General features: G+C 74.2%; 14 protein-coding genes. 4 read left to right on the top strand and 10 right to left on the bottom strand.

The window, feature by feature from the left end; translation table 11 throughout:
- Nucleotides 1-179: 179 nt before the first annotated feature.
- A complete protein-coding gene (locus tag ACFQBR_RS21995) occupies nucleotides 180-773 on the top strand; it encodes a mycothiol-dependent nitroreductase Rv2466c family protein (protein ID WP_344179126.1) in 594 nt (197 codons plus the stop codon).
- Between the two features lie 141 nt (nucleotides 774-914).
- Here the strand turns inward: ACFQBR_RS21995 and paaZ are convergent, their stop codons facing one another.
- Nucleotides 915-2,951 carry a phenylacetic acid degradation bifunctional protein PaaZ gene (gene paaZ / locus ACFQBR_RS22000; RefSeq protein WP_344179124.1) on the bottom strand — a complete coding sequence of 679 codons (2,037 nt, stop codon included), beginning with the start codon at nucleotides 2,949-2,951 and terminating at the stop codon, nucleotides 915-917.
- Nucleotides 2,952-3,340: 389 nt separating this feature from the next.
- Here paaZ and ACFQBR_RS22005 point away from each other — a divergent pair, with 389 nt between their 5' ends.
- Both ACFQBR_RS22005 and ACFQBR_RS22010 read left to right on the top strand, forming a co-directional pair.
- A complete protein-coding gene (locus ACFQBR_RS22005; RefSeq protein WP_267947393.1) occupies nucleotides 3,341-3,910 on the top strand; it encodes an RNA polymerase sigma factor in 570 nt (189 codons plus the stop codon).
- Nucleotides 3,907-4,974 (top strand): CU044_5270 family protein, encoded by a 1,068-nt coding sequence (locus tag ACFQBR_RS22010; RefSeq protein WP_344179121.1) that lies wholly within the window; start codon nucleotides 3,907-3,909, stop codon nucleotides 4,972-4,974. Before ACFQBR_RS22005 ends, ACFQBR_RS22010 begins: the two co-directional genes overlap by 4 nt.
- 261 nt (nucleotides 4,975-5,235) lie before the next feature.
- On the opposite strand, the gene ACFQBR_RS22015 is transcribed toward ACFQBR_RS22010, so the two are convergent.
- Nucleotides 5,236-5,754: a YbaK/EbsC family protein gene (locus tag ACFQBR_RS22015; RefSeq protein WP_344179119.1), complete on the bottom strand. Its 519-nt coding sequence runs from the start codon at nucleotides 5,752-5,754 to the stop codon at nucleotides 5,236-5,238.
- Nucleotides 5,755-5,861: 107 nt separating this feature from the next.
- On the bottom strand, nucleotides 5,862-6,863 hold the full coding sequence (locus ACFQBR_RS22020; RefSeq protein WP_344179117.1) for an ADP-ribosylglycohydrolase family protein: 1,002 nt from the start codon (nucleotides 6,861-6,863) through the stop codon (nucleotides 5,862-5,864).
- A 120-nt stretch (nucleotides 6,864-6,983) separates the two neighbouring features.
- On the opposite strand from ACFQBR_RS22020, the gene ACFQBR_RS22025 reads away from it, so the two are divergent.
- Complete coding sequence (locus ACFQBR_RS22025) at nucleotides 6,984-8,861, top strand: PASTA domain-containing protein (protein WP_344179114.1); 1,878 nt, start codon at nucleotides 6,984-6,986, stop codon at nucleotides 8,859-8,861.
- A gap of 37 nt (nucleotides 8,862-8,898) precedes the next feature.
- Here ACFQBR_RS22025 and ACFQBR_RS22030 read toward each other — a convergent pair whose 3' ends face one another.
- The 7 genes from ACFQBR_RS22030 to ACFQBR_RS22060 form a co-directional block, all read right to left on the bottom strand.
- Nucleotides 8,899-9,750 (bottom strand): SDR family oxidoreductase, encoded by an 852-nt coding sequence (locus ACFQBR_RS22030; RefSeq protein WP_344179112.1) that lies wholly within the window; start codon nucleotides 9,748-9,750, stop codon nucleotides 8,899-8,901.
- 131 nt (nucleotides 9,751-9,881) lie between these two features.
- Nucleotides 9,882-10,118: a hypothetical protein gene (locus ACFQBR_RS22035; RefSeq protein ID WP_267947399.1), complete on the bottom strand. Its 237-nt coding sequence runs from the start codon at nucleotides 10,116-10,118 to the stop codon at nucleotides 9,882-9,884.
- A 336-nt stretch (nucleotides 10,119-10,454) separates the two neighbouring features.
- Nucleotides 10,455-10,940 (bottom strand): MarR family winged helix-turn-helix transcriptional regulator, encoded by a 486-nt coding sequence (locus tag ACFQBR_RS22040; protein ID WP_344179110.1) that lies wholly within the window; start codon nucleotides 10,938-10,940, stop codon nucleotides 10,455-10,457.
- A 154-nt stretch (nucleotides 10,941-11,094) separates the two neighbouring features.
- Entirely contained in the window at nucleotides 11,095-12,732 is a 1,638-nt protein-coding gene (locus ACFQBR_RS22045) for an AMP-binding protein (protein ID WP_344179108.1), read from the bottom strand.
- Between the two features lie 349 nt (nucleotides 12,733-13,081).
- Entirely contained in the window at nucleotides 13,082-13,771 is a 690-nt protein-coding gene (locus tag ACFQBR_RS22050; protein ID WP_344179106.1) for a hypothetical protein, read from the bottom strand.
- Nucleotides 13,772-13,929: 158 nt separating this feature from the next.
- Nucleotides 13,930-14,346: a DUF6114 domain-containing protein gene (locus ACFQBR_RS22055; protein ID WP_378554293.1), complete on the bottom strand. Its 417-nt coding sequence runs from the start codon at nucleotides 14,344-14,346 to the stop codon at nucleotides 13,930-13,932.
- Nucleotides 14,347-14,417: 71 nt separating this feature from the next.
- Nucleotides 14,418-15,059, bottom strand: coding sequence for a DUF6230 family protein (locus ACFQBR_RS22060; protein ID WP_267947403.1), 642 nt, complete (start codon nucleotides 15,057-15,059; stop codon nucleotides 14,418-14,420).
- Nucleotides 15,060-15,816 lie beyond the last annotated feature (757 nt).

Genomic DNA, 15,816 nt, shown 5'->3' on the forward strand with positions numbered 1-15,816 from the left:
CCACTGAGGGTGACTGTATGTGTTCGGAGAGTTCGACAGGGAGGGGTGGTGGCGGGCCCGGGAGACCCGGGACGCCTTCCCGGCGGCCCTTGTTACGATCGGGCCCGTGAGCGCCGCGAGGCGATCGGCGAACGGGGACCGGGGCGGCCCACACCGCACGGCCCGGGACGGAGGCGGCCGTGACGGACGAGCGGTGGACCGTCGACTTCTGGCTCGACCCCTCCTGCCCCCTGACCCGCACTGCCGCCCGGTGGATCACCTCGCTCGCGGGGGACGTGCCCCTCGACGTCCGCTGGCACGTGATGAGCCTGTTCCTGCTCAACGAGCACCGCGAGGTGGACCCCGAGGGCGACGAGGAGGGCTACCTCCGGATCCCCGCGCGCGTCGCCACCGCCGTGCGGGTGGAGCACGGAAGCGCCGCGCTCGGCGCCTTCCACGAGGCACTCTGGACCGACCCCGACGGCACGCAGCGGGAGTGGGCGGGCGACCTCGGCGAGGCCCTGCGCCGCTGCGGGCTCCCCGACGCCCTCGCCTCCGCAGGGTGGGAGGACGGGTACGACGCCGCGATGCGCGCGTCCCACGAGGACGGGGTCGGCCGCGTCGACGCCGAGATCGGCACGCCGGTCCTCGCCGTCACCGCGCCCGACGGCGAGCTGCCCGCCTTCTTCGGACCGGTCCTCTCCGAGCTCCCGGAGCCGGCCGACGCCCTCCGGCTGTGGCGGGCCGCACTCCTGCTCGCGGGCGTCCCGGGCTTCCGCGAGATCAAGCGCTGACGCCGTCACGCGCCTGCCGACATGTCGACATGCCGCCCCGTCGACCGGCCGGCACGCCGCCTTTCCGGGCGACATGCCGCCCCGTCGACCGGCCGGCACGCCGCCTTTCCGGGCGACGTGCCGACAGGTCCGAGCCGGGCCCTACTCCCCCTCGCCCTTGGCGACCAGGGTGAGCACGTCGTACGTGGCGACGGGCTCGTCGTCCTGGTTCGTGACCACGGCGTCCCAGCGCACCTCGCCGTAGTCGGCGTTCGAGCGCGGGGTGATCTGCTTGGCGGTCAGCGTCACCCGGATGGTGGCGTCCTCCTTCACGGGGGTGAGGAAGCGCAGGTTGTCCACCCCGAAGTTGGCCAGCACGGGGCCCGGCGCCGGGTCGACGAACAGGCCCGCCGCGAGCGAGACCACCAGGTAGCCGTGCGCCACGATCCCGCCGAACAGCGGGTTGGCCGCCGCGGCCTCCTCGTCGGTGTGCGCGTAGAACGTGTCACCGGTGAACTCGGCGAAGTGGTCGATGTCGGCGCGGGTGACGGTGCGTTCCGCCGAGGCGATCGTGTCGCCGATCCGCAGCTGCGTCAGGTCCTTGCGAAACGGGTGCACGTCCCCGACCGTCCGCCGTGAACCGGTGGTCCAGTGGCCGGTGATCGCGGTGACCATGTCCGGCGGGGCCTGGATCGCGGTGCGCTGCATGTGGTGCTTGACGCCGCGCACGCCGCCCAGCTCCTCGCCGCCGCCCGCGCGGCCGGGTCCGCCGTGCACCAGGACGGGCAGCGGCGAGCCGTGGCCCGTGGACTCCTTGGCGTCGTCCCGGTTGAGGACCAGGATTCGGCCGTGCCACGGGGCCAGGCCGAGGACGACCTCGCGCGCGACGTCCGGGTCGTTGGTGACGAGGGAGCCCACCAGGCTGCCCCGGCCGCGCGCGGCCAGCTCCACCGCGTCGGCCACGCCGGAGTAGGTGATCACGGTGCTGACCGGGCCGAACGCCTCCACGTCGTGCGGTTCCGCGGCCCCCGGCTCGGCGCGCAGCAGGACCGGTGACATGAACGCCCCCGCTTCGGCGTCGGCCCCGGCGACCTCGACGCCGTCGGGGTCGCCGAAGACGACCGTGCTGGAGGCGCGCAGCGCCTTGACCGCCTTGCGGACCTCCTCGCGCTGGTCGAGCGAGGCCAGCGGCCCCATGCGGGCGTCGGGGTCGTCGGCCGCGCCCACGACCACCTTGGACAGGCGGTCGACCAGGGCCCCGGTGACGGCGTCCGCCATCGCCTCGGGCACGATCACCCGGCGGATGGCCGTGCACTTCTGGCCGGCCTTGACGGTCATCTCGGTGACGACCTGCTTGACGTACAGGTCGAACTCGGGGTCCTCCGGCGTCACGTCCGGGCCGAGGATCGAGCAGTTGAGCGAGTCGGCCTCGACGTTGAGCTGCACGCCGCCGGAGACGACGTTGGGGTGGCTGCGCAGGGTCGCGCCGGTCGCCGCGGAGCCGGTGAAGCCGACGATGTCCTGCGCGCCCAGGTGGTCGAGCACGCCGCGCGCGCTGCCCGCGAGGAACTGGAGCGAGCCCTCGGGGAGGAGCCCGGACCCGACCATGCGGCGCACGACCGCGGCCGTGAGGTAGGCGGTCTGGCTGGCGGGCTTGACGATGGTCGGCATGCCCGCGAGGAACGCGGGGGCGAACTTCTCCAGCATGCCCCACACGGGGAAGTTGAAGGCGTTGATCTGCACGGCCACGCCTGGACGCGAGGTGTACACGTGCTGGCCGACGAAGGTGCCCTGGCGCCCCAGCTGTTCCAGGGGCCCGTCCAGGATGACCGTCGCGTTGGGCAGCTCGCGCCGGCCCTTGCCGGAGTAGCTGAAGAGGGTGCCGAACCCGCCGTCGACGTCGACCATGGTGTCGCGCTTGTTGGCGCCGGTCCGGTACGAGAGCGCGTAGAACTCGTCCTTGTGCTCGGTGAGGTGCTTGGCGAGCTCCTTGAGGATGATCGCGCGCTGGTGGAAGGTCAGCCGCCGCAGGGCGGGGCCGCCGACGCGGCGGGCGTGGTCGACCATCCCGGCGACGTCGAGGCCGGCGGCCGAGATGCGGGCGACGGTCTCCCCCGTGTTCGCGTCGGCCAGGGGCACGCCCTCGTCCGCGGGGGCGAACCACGATCCCTGCGCGTAGCTCTCCAGTACTTCGGACACGTGACGGTCCTCTCCTCGGGCTGCGGGTCTTCCGGAACAGTATTACAGACCGATCGTTCAGTAAATAGGAACCGAGGGGGGCGTCCGTCCTCCACCAGGGATTTCACGCACGTCCACCGCAGGTCGGGCCCCTCCGTCGGGCGGAGTGGAAGCCCACCCGCTCCCCCGGCCCCGGGCGTCCCACCCGCCCCGGTCGCGGACCGGCACGAACCCCGCGCCGTCCCCGGCCCGGAACGGCTCCGGTCGGGGTCCGAACCCGGGCGTTGTACGCCGAAACGACACGTCGATTTGTCGACATTTCCCACGGGGGTGCGGGAGGGCCCCGAGCCGCCCTGTAACATCCGGCCCCCGCCGGACAGAAGTAGGTGACACCGCACGGAAGGAAGCCGATGACCAGAGACAGGGACGACGGGGAGTCCGCCGAAGGGCAGTTCACCCGGTTCTTCGAGCGGCACTACGACGACGTCCGCCGCTACGCCCTCCGACGTCTCGGCCCCGACCACGCCGACGACGTCGCCTCCGAGACCTTCGGCGTCGCCTGGCGCAGGTTCGACCACCTGCCCAAGGACCAGCCGCTCCCCTGGCTGTACGGGGTGGCGCGCAACGTGGTCCGTGCCCGGTCGCGCATCGGAGGCCGGCGCGCCGAGGTGTCCCTCCCTTTCGAGGAGGCGTCCGCGCTGGTGCCGACGGAACCGGACACCACCCGCCGGGTCGAGGAACGCGACGAGGCGCTCCGCGCCCTCGGCCGGCTGAGCGACAAGGACCGCGAACTCGTGATGCTCCTCGCCTGGGAGGGCCTGGAGCTGGCGGAGGCCGCCAGGGTCCTGGGCTGCACCACGGCCACCGCGCGGGTGCGCCTCTTCCGCGCCCGCCGCCGGATCGAGGGGCTCCTCGATCCGCCGCCACCCGCTCCCGCGCACAGCCCGACCGCCCCGAGAGTCCCCGTGGAGAAATCATGAGCCGCACCGACACCGAAGCCGTCCGCGCGCTCCTCGCCGCGCACGACCCCGCCGCATCCGTCCGCTCCGACCCCGCACTCCGCGAACTCTCCCGGATCGAGGTGATCGCCGCAGGCCGGCGCCACCGGCCCGTGTACCGCCTCGTCCCCCGGCGTCCCGTGTTCCGGGTCGCCCTGGGCGCCGTCGCCGCCCTCGCGGCGGTGGCCGTGGTCGTGCCGTTCGCGTTCGGCTCCGCGCAGCCCGCCTACGCCGGGCCGCCGCCCGCACCGCTGGAGGTCCCCCTGACCGACCTGGAGCCCGGGAGCGAACGACTGCTCGCCCTGGCCGAGACCGCCGAGGAGCAGCCCGCGCCCCCGAGGCCCGGGGACGTCGCCTACGTGCGCACCTCCCAGTGGACCCTCACCTACTCGCAGGACCTGGACACGGCCGAGGAGGGGTGGGGTGTCCTCCCCGTGCGGGACGAGGTGTGGCGGACCCCCCACGAGTCCGGCCTGCAGGTCGAGACCCCGAGCGCCCCCGACCACCTGGGCGGCGATCCGAACCCGGTGCAGCGCCTGTTCGAGGACGGGCCCACCGAGTGGGAGTGGGGCGGCGGCGAGGGCGGGGACGGCATGTTCTTCTCCCTGGAGCCCGGCTCCCTCTCCACCGACCCCGGGGTGCTGGCCGACCAGCTGCACGGGGCGGGCTCGGACCTCGCCGACGCCGAGTCCGGGGCGAGGCTCTTCTACGCCCTCCAGCAGCTGTACGGGGAGGCGCCGGTGGAGCCCGGGGTGCAGGCCGCGGTGCTCCGCGTCCTCGCCGAGGAGGACGACGTGATGTTCGCCGGGACCGCGCGCGACCGCGAGGGCCGGGAGGGCCTGCTGTTCGTCGTCGAGGAGAGCGAGGGGGGCGGGACCCTCCTGGAGCGGCGGATCATGTTCGACGAGGGGACGGGGCAGCCGCTCTACCACGAGACCCTCACCGTGGAGTCGCCGTCCGAGCCGGACGCGGAGCTCCCCCGGGTGAACAACTACACGGTCCTCGTGGAGTCCGCGTGGGTCCCGGAGGTCGGCGACACGCCGTGACCCCCGGCGGGGGCGGGGCCGCACACCCGGCCGCGCCCCCGCTCCGCGCCCGTCCCGCCCCGCTCCGGACGGTCCCGAACACGGCAGGGGCGCGGTCCCGAACCTGCTGCGGCCCGGTACGGAACCCGGGCGCCGGACGCCGAAACGACTCGTCGCCATGTCGACATTTCGAGCGGAACGCCTGGCCGGGGCACGGCCGGGCCGCATTGCCCGCGAGCCGGCAGGTCGCCGTATCGCCGTGTCGACACACGGCGTCGGCGGTCACCTCGTGAGGGCGAGCACCTCGGCGCCCCGGAGCCCGGCCAGCACCTTGCCCGGCACCAGGAGCTTGGAGAGGCGCAGGCCGCTGCCGACGACCACCTCGGCCGCGGCCGCGACGGCCTCGTCCACCAGGACCGGCCACCCCTCGGGCAGGCCGAGCGGGGTGATACCGCCGTACTCCATGCCGGTCAGCCCGGTCGCCTCGTCCATGGGGGCGAACGACGTCTTGCGGGCGCCCAGGTGGCGGCGCACGACCCCGTTGACGTCGGCCCGCCGGTCGGCGGGCACCATGCACGCCGCATAGGACAGCTCGCCACCGCGCTTGGCGGCGACGACCACGCAGTTCGCGCTGGTCCCCAGGGGCATCCCGTACGCCTCGCAGAACTCCGCGGTGTCGGCGAGCCCCGGGGCGATCTCCGCCACGCGGACCCCGCCGGTCCCCCGGACGGCGTCGAGGACGGGAGCGGCCAGCAGGTCGGGGCGCTCGTCGGCGGGCACCCAGTGCAGTTCGGCGGACATGACACACCTCAGGTCGTCGGACGGCGGACAGGGCCAGGTTAGCGAGCCCCTCGGCCCCCGCCCGGGCCGGCGGACCGGCGCGGGCGGGAGGGAGCAGGTCGGAGGGGTCAGGCCGGAGGACCGCCGCGACGGCGCCCCCGGGAGCCGTCCGGCCCGGAGACGGCGCCCAGCGCCAGTTCCGCGAGCCCCTCGGCCCGGTACCCGGGCCAGCCGTGGACCGCCTCCAGGTACTCCGCCGGAATCGCCGAGGCGCCCCAGCGGGCGCCGAGCAGGGCCCCGGCGATCGCCGCCACGGTGTCGGTGTCGTTGCCCGCCCGGACCGCGGCCCGCACCGCGGGCACGAACCCGTCGGGCTCGCCCACCACCGCCGACCAGGCCGCCTGGAGCGCGCTCACCACGAAACCGTTGTTCCCGAAGAAGTGCGGCGGGTGCTCCTCGGCCTCGTCCAACCAGGCGGACCACCGGCCGCGCCGGTCCCGCGGCAGCAGCTCCAGGCCGCCGCGGACCCCGGCCGTGTCGCCGTGGACGACCGCGTGCCGCACGCCCTCGCACCACAGCACACACGCCTCGGAGGCCAGCGGGTCCCCGTGGGTGAGCCTGCTGTACCTGTCGGCGGCGACCGCCAGACCGTCCGGGTCGTCCAGGTAGGCCAGGGCGAGCGGGCCCGTGCGCATCAGGGACCCGTTCCCGGCGCTGCGGACCCCCTCCTCGAAGCGCTGGGCCGAGAACCGCGCCATCACCTCGGCGACCCGGGGCGTCCCGAAGGCGTGGCCCGACCCCCGCATCACCGCGCTGGTCTGGTTCCCGATGTCGGAGGCGCCGTCGCGCGCCCAGTCCAGGAAGGCGTCCGCGGTACGGCACAGCGCCTCGTCCGACAGGGGGTCCGCGTGGTCGCGCAGGGTGAGGGCGATGCACACCGCCATCTGGGTGTCGTCGGAGTACTCCCCCGGCGCGTACGGTCCGAGCCCGCCGCCCACCATCCGGGGGACGTGGTCCGCCGCCAGGGCCGGGCCGAATTCGTAGGGCACCCCCAGGGCGTCGCCGCAGGCCGCGCCGAGGAGGACGCCGGCGGCGCGGTCGTCCGCGCTTCCGGGAGGGGGCAGGTTCACGGGGGCCTCGCAACGTTTCGGTACCGGGGGGACTGCGAGTCGACCCTATCCGCAGGAACTGTCCGCATCCGGCCCGGACGGGGACGAAACGTGATGGTGCGTAGCCGTAGAATCCGTCCCATGGAGACCCCCACTCCCGACCCCCTCTCCGGCCGCACACTGCACGGGCGCTACGTCCTGGGCGACCGTGTCCGCAGCGGCGCCTCGGGCACCGTCTACGCAGCGCAGGACCTCCGTGAGGAGCGGACCGTCGCGGTCACCGTCCTCCACCCGTGGCTGATGGGGAACCACGGGGCGGTGCACGCCTTCCTGGGGCGGGCGCAGACCCTGGAGGCGGTCGCCCACCCCGGGCTGGCGAGGGTGCTGGCCCACGGGCGCGACGAGGCGTACGTGTACGCGGTCGCCGAGTACCTGCGGGGGGAGACCCTCGCCGAGGTACTGGGGGACGGCGAGGCGCTGCGGTACTCGCCGCACATGGCCCTGTCGATCGTCGCCGACGTGCTGGCAGCGCTCGACGCCGCCCACCGGACGGGCGTCGTGCACGGTGAGATCGCCCCCGACAAGGTCGTGATGGACGACGGCGGACGGGCGAGGGTCACCGGTTTCCCGCTGCTGTTCGACGCGGCCGAGGACGCCGGGCCCGACAGCCGCACCGACGTGCGCGACGTCGGCGCGCTGCTCCACAGGCTGATGACCGGAGACTCCGCCGTCGCGGACGAGGGACGGCCCCTCCGGCCCTCGGCCGCGCTCCCCGACCTCCCGCCCGACCTGGACATGCTGGTCGCCAATGCGACCGACCCGAACCCGCGCTACCGGCCGCGCGACGCGGGCCAGTACCTGACCCTGGTCGAGCAGGTGATGCGGTCGCTCCCCCGCACCGACCGCGACCGCGAGGGCGACACCCGACCGATCCCGGTCGTCACGGACCTCCCGGCCGAGAGCGCGGCGGGCGCGGCCGGGGACGGCCGGAGCGGCGCCGTTCCGCGGTGGCGCCGCCCACCGGTGCTCGTCGCCGCGGGGGTGCTGGTCCTCGCGCTGTTCGCGGCCGGCTGGGCCCTCGTCCCCGAGGGTGGCGCCGCCCTCCCCGACGTCCTGGGCAGCGACCCGGAGGCGGCCGAGGCGCGGTTGGCGGAGCTCGACCTGGAGCTGGTCGTCGCGTTCGACGAGACCTACAGCGACACCGAGGCGGTCGGGTCCGTCGCCGACACCACCCCGGAGGCGGGCGCCGAGCTGGAGCGGGGCGACGAGGTCATGCTCTGGCTCTCCGCGGGACCGCAGTTCGCCGAGGTCCCCGACGTGGTCGGCGGTACCGAGAACGAGGCGCGCGACGCCCTGCGCACGGCCGGGTTCACCCACATCGAGGTGGTCCAGGAGCACTCCTCCGAGGAGGCGCCCGGGACGGTCCTGTCGACGGTCCCGGCGACGGGTGAGGAGGGCGACCGGGCCGAGGCGGTGACCGTCCACGTCAGCGAGGGGGTCATCGTCCCGACGCTGCTCGGCATGGGCCGGGAGGAGGCGGGCGAGGCCCTCACCGGGCTGGGGCTGGTGTTCGAGGTCGCCGAGGCGCACCACGGCACGGCGCCGGAGGGCGAGGTCGCGGGCCAGACGCCCGAACCCGGCACCATCCTCCCCGAGGAGGGCGTCGTCACCCTCACGGTCTCCCTCGGGCCGGAGCCCGAGGACGAGGAGACCGAGGAGGACGGGGCCGGGGAACCCGGCGAGGGCTCCCCCTCCGACGACGGCGGCGGTCGCGGCGAAGGCGGCCGGGGGGACGGCGGCCGGGACGGCGGTGACGGCGGGGACCGGGGGGACGACGGCTGGGGAAACTCCGGCGCAGCCTCCTGCGCGGCCGCCGCCTGGGACGGCGGCGTCGTCTACGACACCGGGGACCAGGTCAACTACCGGGGGCGCGTGTACGAGGCGCGCTGGTGGATCCAGGGGGTCCCGCCGACCATGGGCGAGGAGTGGGGGGTCTGGGAGGACCGGGGCTCCTGCTGACCGGTCCCGCGCACCGTCCCGACCCGGCCCCCGCCGGTCAGGGGACGGGGGTGAAGTCCGCGAGGTGGTCGCGCACCCACTCGCGGTAGGTCCGCGGAGGGAGGCCGGTCGCCTCCCGCACCCCGTCGCCGACCGGCTCGGGGACGACGGCCAGCCCGGCCCAGTGGGCGAGGGCCGCGTCCGCGTAGCCCGGGTCGCCCATGGCCCGCGCCACTTCCTCCCGGGCCTCCTCCGGGGGCTGCTCCTCCCAGCGCACGGGGACGCCCGTCTCCTCGCCGATGATCCTGACCTGGTCGGACTGGGTGAGGGACTCGGGGCCGGTGATGTCGTAGCTCCTGCCCGTGTGCCCGTCGTCGAGCAGGGCGCGCACGGCGGCGGCCGCCACGTCCTTCTCGTGGACGAGGGAGCGGGAGGCGCCGCCGTAGGGCGCGCGGACGACGCCGCCGGACACCTGGTCGGCCCACATCAGGGTGTTGGTGGCGAGGCCGGTCACGCGCAGGAAGGTCCACTCGTCGGTGACCGCCCGGACCGCGGCCTCGACCCGCCCCCAGACGCCGTTCTCCTCCGCCGGGCGGTCGTCGCGGACGTGCGAGGCGGAGAGGTGGACGATCCGTCGTGCGTGTCGTGCGAGGGCGGCCACGGTCTCCTCCACGCCGTCCCCGTCGAACCCGGGCCAGAGCAGGTAGGCGCCGGCCGTCCCCTCGGCGGCCGAGGCGACGGCCTCCGGGTCGGTGATGTCGCCGCGGACGACCTCGACCTCCTCCGGGAGGCGGGCCGTCCCGGGGTTGCGCACCAGTGCCCGGACCGGGACGCCCTCCGCGATCAGCCCCGCCACGACGTGGCGTCCGGTGGCCCCTGTGGCCCCGGTGACCAGGATCGGCTGGTTCATGATGTCTCCCTCGGCGCGGTGCGGTCGGGCGCCGGTCGGCTGCCCGCGCCCCACACTCATGCCTCAACTAATGTTGAGGTCAAGTCCGCGCCGACCCCGGTTCCCCGACCGCCCGCGTCCCGGGCCGCCGTCTACCCCCGGGCGTCCTCGCCCCGGGCGAGCCGGCCGAAGTGCCCCACCGCCGCGCCCAGGGCGAAGTGCGCCGCCTGGTGCTCGGTCATCGGCACCACGCCGGCGGGGACGGTCACCCGGAACGGGAACTCGTCCTCCGGTCTGATGCGGAAGTCGTCGATGACCCCCTGGGACAGCAGCATGGTCAGCGCCTCGCGTATCTGCCCGCTGCGGTTGTCCGACGCCCAGATCGACATGCCCCCACACTAGCCCTCGGAACCCCGCGAGGACCCCGGATCCCTTTTCCCGTCGGGCTTCCCGCTCCTGGAGCCCGGCTGGAAACCACGCGCGGGGCGGCACGCGGACCGGACCGCCCCGGATCCGCGGGACGTCCGCGCGGGTCACGGGCGCGGTGCTCCGGAAGGGGCCCGGACACAGGTGTGGGCGGACCGCGGAACGGTCCGCCCACACCCGGAGCACGGGCACGACCCCCGTGGTGCCCGTGCTCACCGGCCACCGCCGCCGCCTGTCGTCCCCCGACGGCGGATGCGGCGGCCGGAGCTCATCGCCCCGGAACCCGGTCCTTCGCCCGCTCAGTCCCGCGCGGACACCCGGGCCTCGCCCGCGAGCACGTTCGCGGTCAGCCGCCGCAGCGCGAGCCTCGTCGCCTCGAACTCCTCCTCGGGAAGGTCGATGACGGCGCCGATCGCCTCCGGAATCCCCTCGGCCCCGGTCCGCAGTTCCGTGCCCTCCCCGGTGAGGGTGACGCGGACCGAGCGCTCGTCGCGCGGGTCCCGCACGCGGTCGAGCAGCCCCCTGGCCTCCAGCCGCTTGAGCAGCGGGGTGAGCGTGCCGTAGTCCAGCTGGAGCACGGCGCCGATCTCCTTGACGGAGCACTCACCGCGCTCCCACAGCAGCATCATCACGAGGTACTGGGGGTAGGTCAGCCCCAACGGCTCCAGCAGGGGCCGGTAGAGGTTGGTGACCGCGCGAGAAGCCGCGTACAGCGCGAAGCACATCTGCTCGTCGACGGGAGGAAGAGGGAAGTCGCCCGCGGGGGCGGGGGAACGGTCAGGCATCGGCAACATCGTAGTTACCTCCTACCCGATGTCAAAGCCCGCGATTGCCTCGCACGCGAGGAAGGCCGGGACGGAGCACCCCGGCCCGCCGGGGCACGGCCCCCTCGGCACGCGGGACCGCGGCACGGAACCTCCCTTCCACACGCCGGACCCCCTACCGGCGCGGCGCCCGGTGGGGCAGTCTGCGCTTGACCACCTTGCCGGTGGCGTTGCGCGGCAGCTCGTCCAGCACCACCACGTCACGGGGGACCGAGAACCGGCCCAACACGGACCGCACATGCATCCGCACCTTGTTCGGGTCCACCTCGACGCCCTCGTACGGGACCACGAACGCCGCGAACCTCTGCCCGAACTCCTCGTCCGGCACACCCGTCACCACGACCTCGCGCACCCCGGGGAGCGTCACGATCGCCTCCTCCACCGGCCGCGGGAACACGTTCTCCCCGCCGGAGACGATCATGTCGTCGTCCCGTCCCGCCACGTGCAGCAGCCCGTTCGCGTCCACGTGCCCCCGGTCGCCGGTCTCCATCAGGCCGTTCGCGAGCTTCTTGCCCCGCCCGTCCGTGTACCCGTCGAACAGCATGTCGTTGCCGACGTGGATCGACCCCTCCGTCCCGTCGGGGACCTCGGAGCCCTGCGCGTCCAGGACCGCGATTCGCGTCCCCAGGGGCGGCCGCCCCGCCGTCGTCGGTGAGAGCCGCATGTCCTCCGGTGTCGCGATCGTCGCCCAGGACACCTCCGTCGACCCGTACAGGTTGTAGAGCACGTCCCCGAACTCGTCCATGAAGGCGGTGATCAGCTTCGGGCTCATCGCGGAACCGCTGCACGCCACGATCCGCAGCGAGGAGGTGTCGTACCCGGCACGCGTCTCCCGCGGCAGGTCCATGATCCGCCGCAGCATCACCGGTACCGCGAACAGCACCGTGCACCGCTGCTCTTGGACCGTCCGCAGGACGTCCTCGGGCTCGAACAGCCGCCGCATTACCAACGTGGCCCGCATCGACATGCCCAGCTGCACCCCGGCCAGGCCCCACGTGTGGAAGACCGGCGCCGAGACCAGGATGCGGTCCGACGAGCGCAGCGGGATGCGGGACAGCACCGACGCCGCGTCCTGCGGGCCCTTCGGCGTGGGCCGCCGCGCCCCCTTGGGGGCGCCCGTCGTCCCCGAGGTCAGCACGATCAGCCTGCCCGGCCGCTCCGGGGGTCCCGGCTCCGTGCCTGTGCCCTTCCGCGCCTCCCACGGCACCACCGGCCCCGGACCCGACGGCTCGCCCCACGCCGTCACCCGTGCCACCTCGGCAGGGAGCCCGGCGTACAGGGGCTCGAACTCGGTGTCCGCCACGAGCACCGCGACCTCGTTGTCCGCCACGGCCGCCGACAGCTGGCCGGCGGACAGCCCCGTGTTCAGCAGGACGGTGTCCGCGCCGAGACGGCCGCAGGCCGCCATCGTCTGCACGAAGGCACTGTGGTTGCGGCACAGCAGCCCCACGCGCGTCCCCTGGACCACACCCGCCCCGTGCAGCTCCCGGGCCAACTGCCGGGCGCGCAGATCCATCTCACCGAAGGTCGTCGGCCCGCGCTCGTCGATGACGGCCACGGCGCCCGGGGCGCGCTCGTTCGCCGCCGCGTACCCGCCGGCGATCGTGGCGCCCCACGTGCGCAGGGCCCGGAGCTGGCGGACGATCCGATCGGGGCGGCCGGCGCTGAGCACACCGGCGCGGACCAGGACACGCGCCGTCCTGAGGGTTCGGCGCAGTCGTGAAGGGGCGGGCGGTACGGCGTTGGGCGCCATGGTGTCTCCGGGAGGGCGACGGGGACGGGCGAAGCGTTCCGCGCCTCACCGGGGAGCCTTCGCCGCGTGACTCCCCGGAAGTACTGCGACCGTAGGCGACGAACCCCCCGCGTTTCTGCGCACCCGGGTGAGTCCCCGTTCCCGGTTCCTTGTCACCGGGGTGCGAACCGTGCCGCCCGTCCGGTGGAGCGGCCCCGCCCTCCCGCTGGTCCGGCGACGCGGGCGTCGCGGACGGGCCCGCGGAAGGGAGCGCAGGCGGAGGGGCCGCCGCGCACGGCGCGACGGCCCCCGGCCGACATGTCGGCCTACCGCCCAGGCGCCCGGTCGGGCGGCCCGGCGGCCACCCGGCTCAGCCGGACACGGTGATCGGCGCGGCGGGGTCGTCGGCGTTCGTCACCAGGTAGGTGGCGGTGAAGTCGGACGTCGTCGCGCTGGTCGGGCAGCCGAAGCCGCCCTCCACCTCGACCGGGGCCGTCGTGTCGAACGCCAGCGTCGACGCCGGGTTCCCGTTCGTCCACGTGCCGCCCACGGCGACCGGGGCGTCCGGGCTGACGGTGGCGGTGCACGAGGCGAGACCCCTGGTGGTCACGACGATGCCGCCCGCGGGCACCACCATCGTGCCGACCGAGGGGGCCCCGAACTGCATGGTCATCTCCCAGACGGGATCGGCGACGGCCACGGTGGCGCTCACCAGGGGCACGTTGGTGGAGCAGCTGCCGAAGTCCGGGGAGTTGATGGGGCCGGAGACGGCTCCGTTCGGGTTGTGGTTGCCCGGGGCGGCCGGGACCAGGTTGTTGCCACCGCCGGGAGAGGTGGACGACACCTGGCAGGTCACCACGACGGTGCCCGCCGTGAAGGTCGCGGTGCCGTCCAGGACCGCCTCGAAGGCGGCCCCCGCGGGGTCGACGGTGGTGGAGGCCTGCTGGGCGGCGAGGGCGCCGCCGCTCCAGGACAGGGCCAGGACCCCCGCCGCCGCGACGGCGACGGCCGTGCGGGAGCGGGCGGGGAAGGGGCGGGATCTCGGTCGCGGAACCGACATGGGTACTCCTCGTGTGTGACGGCCGGCGGGCGCGCGGGGGCACCGACCGGCGGGAACTGGGGGTACGCGCCGACTCGGTAGACATGGCTTTCCTGGTGGACCGGGGAACCCGCGCGGGCTCCCCGGGGGTACGGGGACCGCTCAGACCGCCACGGGGATCACTGGTCGGAGGCGGGGCGGGGAGGAGCCGGGGCGCCGCCGGGGGCGGGTTCCCGGGCGGGAGGCTCCCCCGCCGGAACGGTCGCCGCTGTCGGCGAGTGCCGCCCGCGGCGGCGCCCCCTGCGGGGAGGCCGCGCCACGGGCCGCCAGGCGAACGCCAACCCGCCGCCGGCCAGCGCGAGCAGTGTGCCGACCACCAGACCCCCCAGGTTGGACAGGACCAGGGCGCCCAACCCGAGGAATCCGGCCAGCGCACCCGTGACGACGTGCTGGTTGGGGGTGAACCATGTGACCAGGCCGAGGACGGCGAGCATCCCACCGAACATCAGCGAGGAGACCCCGCCGACACCGGTCTGGATCATCAGCTCCACCGGCATCGCGACGAGAGACGCCATGACGGCGCCGGAGAGGATCATGAGGAGCCCGCCGGCGAAGGGGCGCCGCTTGCGCCAGCCGCGCCAGGAGGACCCCAGCCCGCGCAACGACCTCAGAAGCACTCGCTCTCCCCGAGGCTGAGGCCGAGGCTCAGGCCGGAGAGGCGGAAGGTCCCGGCGCTGGCGGCCCTCGCCGTCTGTTCCAGGTCCTGCACGACGATCACGTCGGACTGCATGCCGAACAGGTCGTTGAAGCCCTGCGCGCCGGACGGCCCCTTGTCGAGGGTGCCCGCGTCGCGCCCGATCTCGATGTTCTCGAACTCGGCGTTGCCGTCCATCTGGGACATGTCGATGACCAGGTTCTCCGCCTGGACGGGCGTGCCCTGGTCCCCGGCGGTGAGTTCGAGGGAGATCGTCCCGATGAGGGGGAACTCGGTGAGGACCGACTGGCACAGCCCGTCGATCTCGGCGCTCTCGATACCGGCGACGGCGACGGGGACGGCCTCCTCGCGCACGGTCTGGTCCAGCCAGCCGTACTGGACGAAGCCCTCACCGCGCAGTTCGTCGGCCGAGATCTTGAATTCCTGGCCCGAGACCGTGAACGAGGCCGCGAGCGCGCCCTGGGCCATGGCGACGAGGATCCCGCCCACGGCGACGCCGGCCGGGACGGAGAAGAGGGCGAAGCGCTTCCAGCTGGTGTGGCTCTCGGGGGTCCTCGCGGACGCGTCGGCCACGTCGGGGGATGCGGTGTCCATGCGTGTCCTTCCGGGTGAACGGCCGCGCTGCGCCTGCCGTCCCCCCGAACATCCGGCACGCGGCCTGGCCGTGCGCCCCCGGGCGGGGCGGCTCCGGACCAGTTTCCCTGACGCTGCACATCATGTATCGGTGTCGAGGGGATTTCAAGAGTCCGGGGGAAAATTATCCGCCGTTTCTCACGATTCCCCGGAATGATCTTGACTTGTCCCTCCAGTGCTGTGACGTGGGGAAACGCGGGAATTGCCGAGGTTGGAGGCGGGGGGCAATTCGTGTGTTCCGCTGCGGAGCGAATCGCCTTCCGGAAGCGGTTGGGTCCGTTTCTTGTCATTTCGGTGAGTGCGTTCGGGGGTGCGGTTCGTCAGCCGGGTGAGTGGACGGACCGCGCGCGGGGTCCGGCGGAACCGGGGGCGCCGGCACCGAGGAGGAGGGCGGCCCCCGCCGTTCTCGCGCGCGCGTGCGCGCGCGGGAAAAGCGTGCCCCGGTCCCCGGGTGCGCAACGGATCCCGCGGTCGGGCTGTGAGTGGCGACACAGGTCGTTCGGTTTGCCGCGTGCCGTGGCGGGGGGTAGTGTTCTCCGAGTCGCCACGGGACGGCGAGCGGGCCTCAGGGCCGGCTCGGAACCGGGCCGGGTTCGGCGGCACAATCTCTTCTCTGGATCACGCGGTTCGAGCACTGTTCGGGCCATGTAAACTCAGGGAGTCGCTTCAAAAGCCCAGTCCATTCGGACAAAAGCAGACGAAGCAAACGGGCTTTACC

This window comes from Nocardiopsis tropica, from assembly GCF_042660575.1.
GTDB classification, from domain to species: Bacteria; Actinomycetota; Actinomycetes; order Streptosporangiales; family Streptosporangiaceae; genus Nocardiopsis; species Nocardiopsis tropica.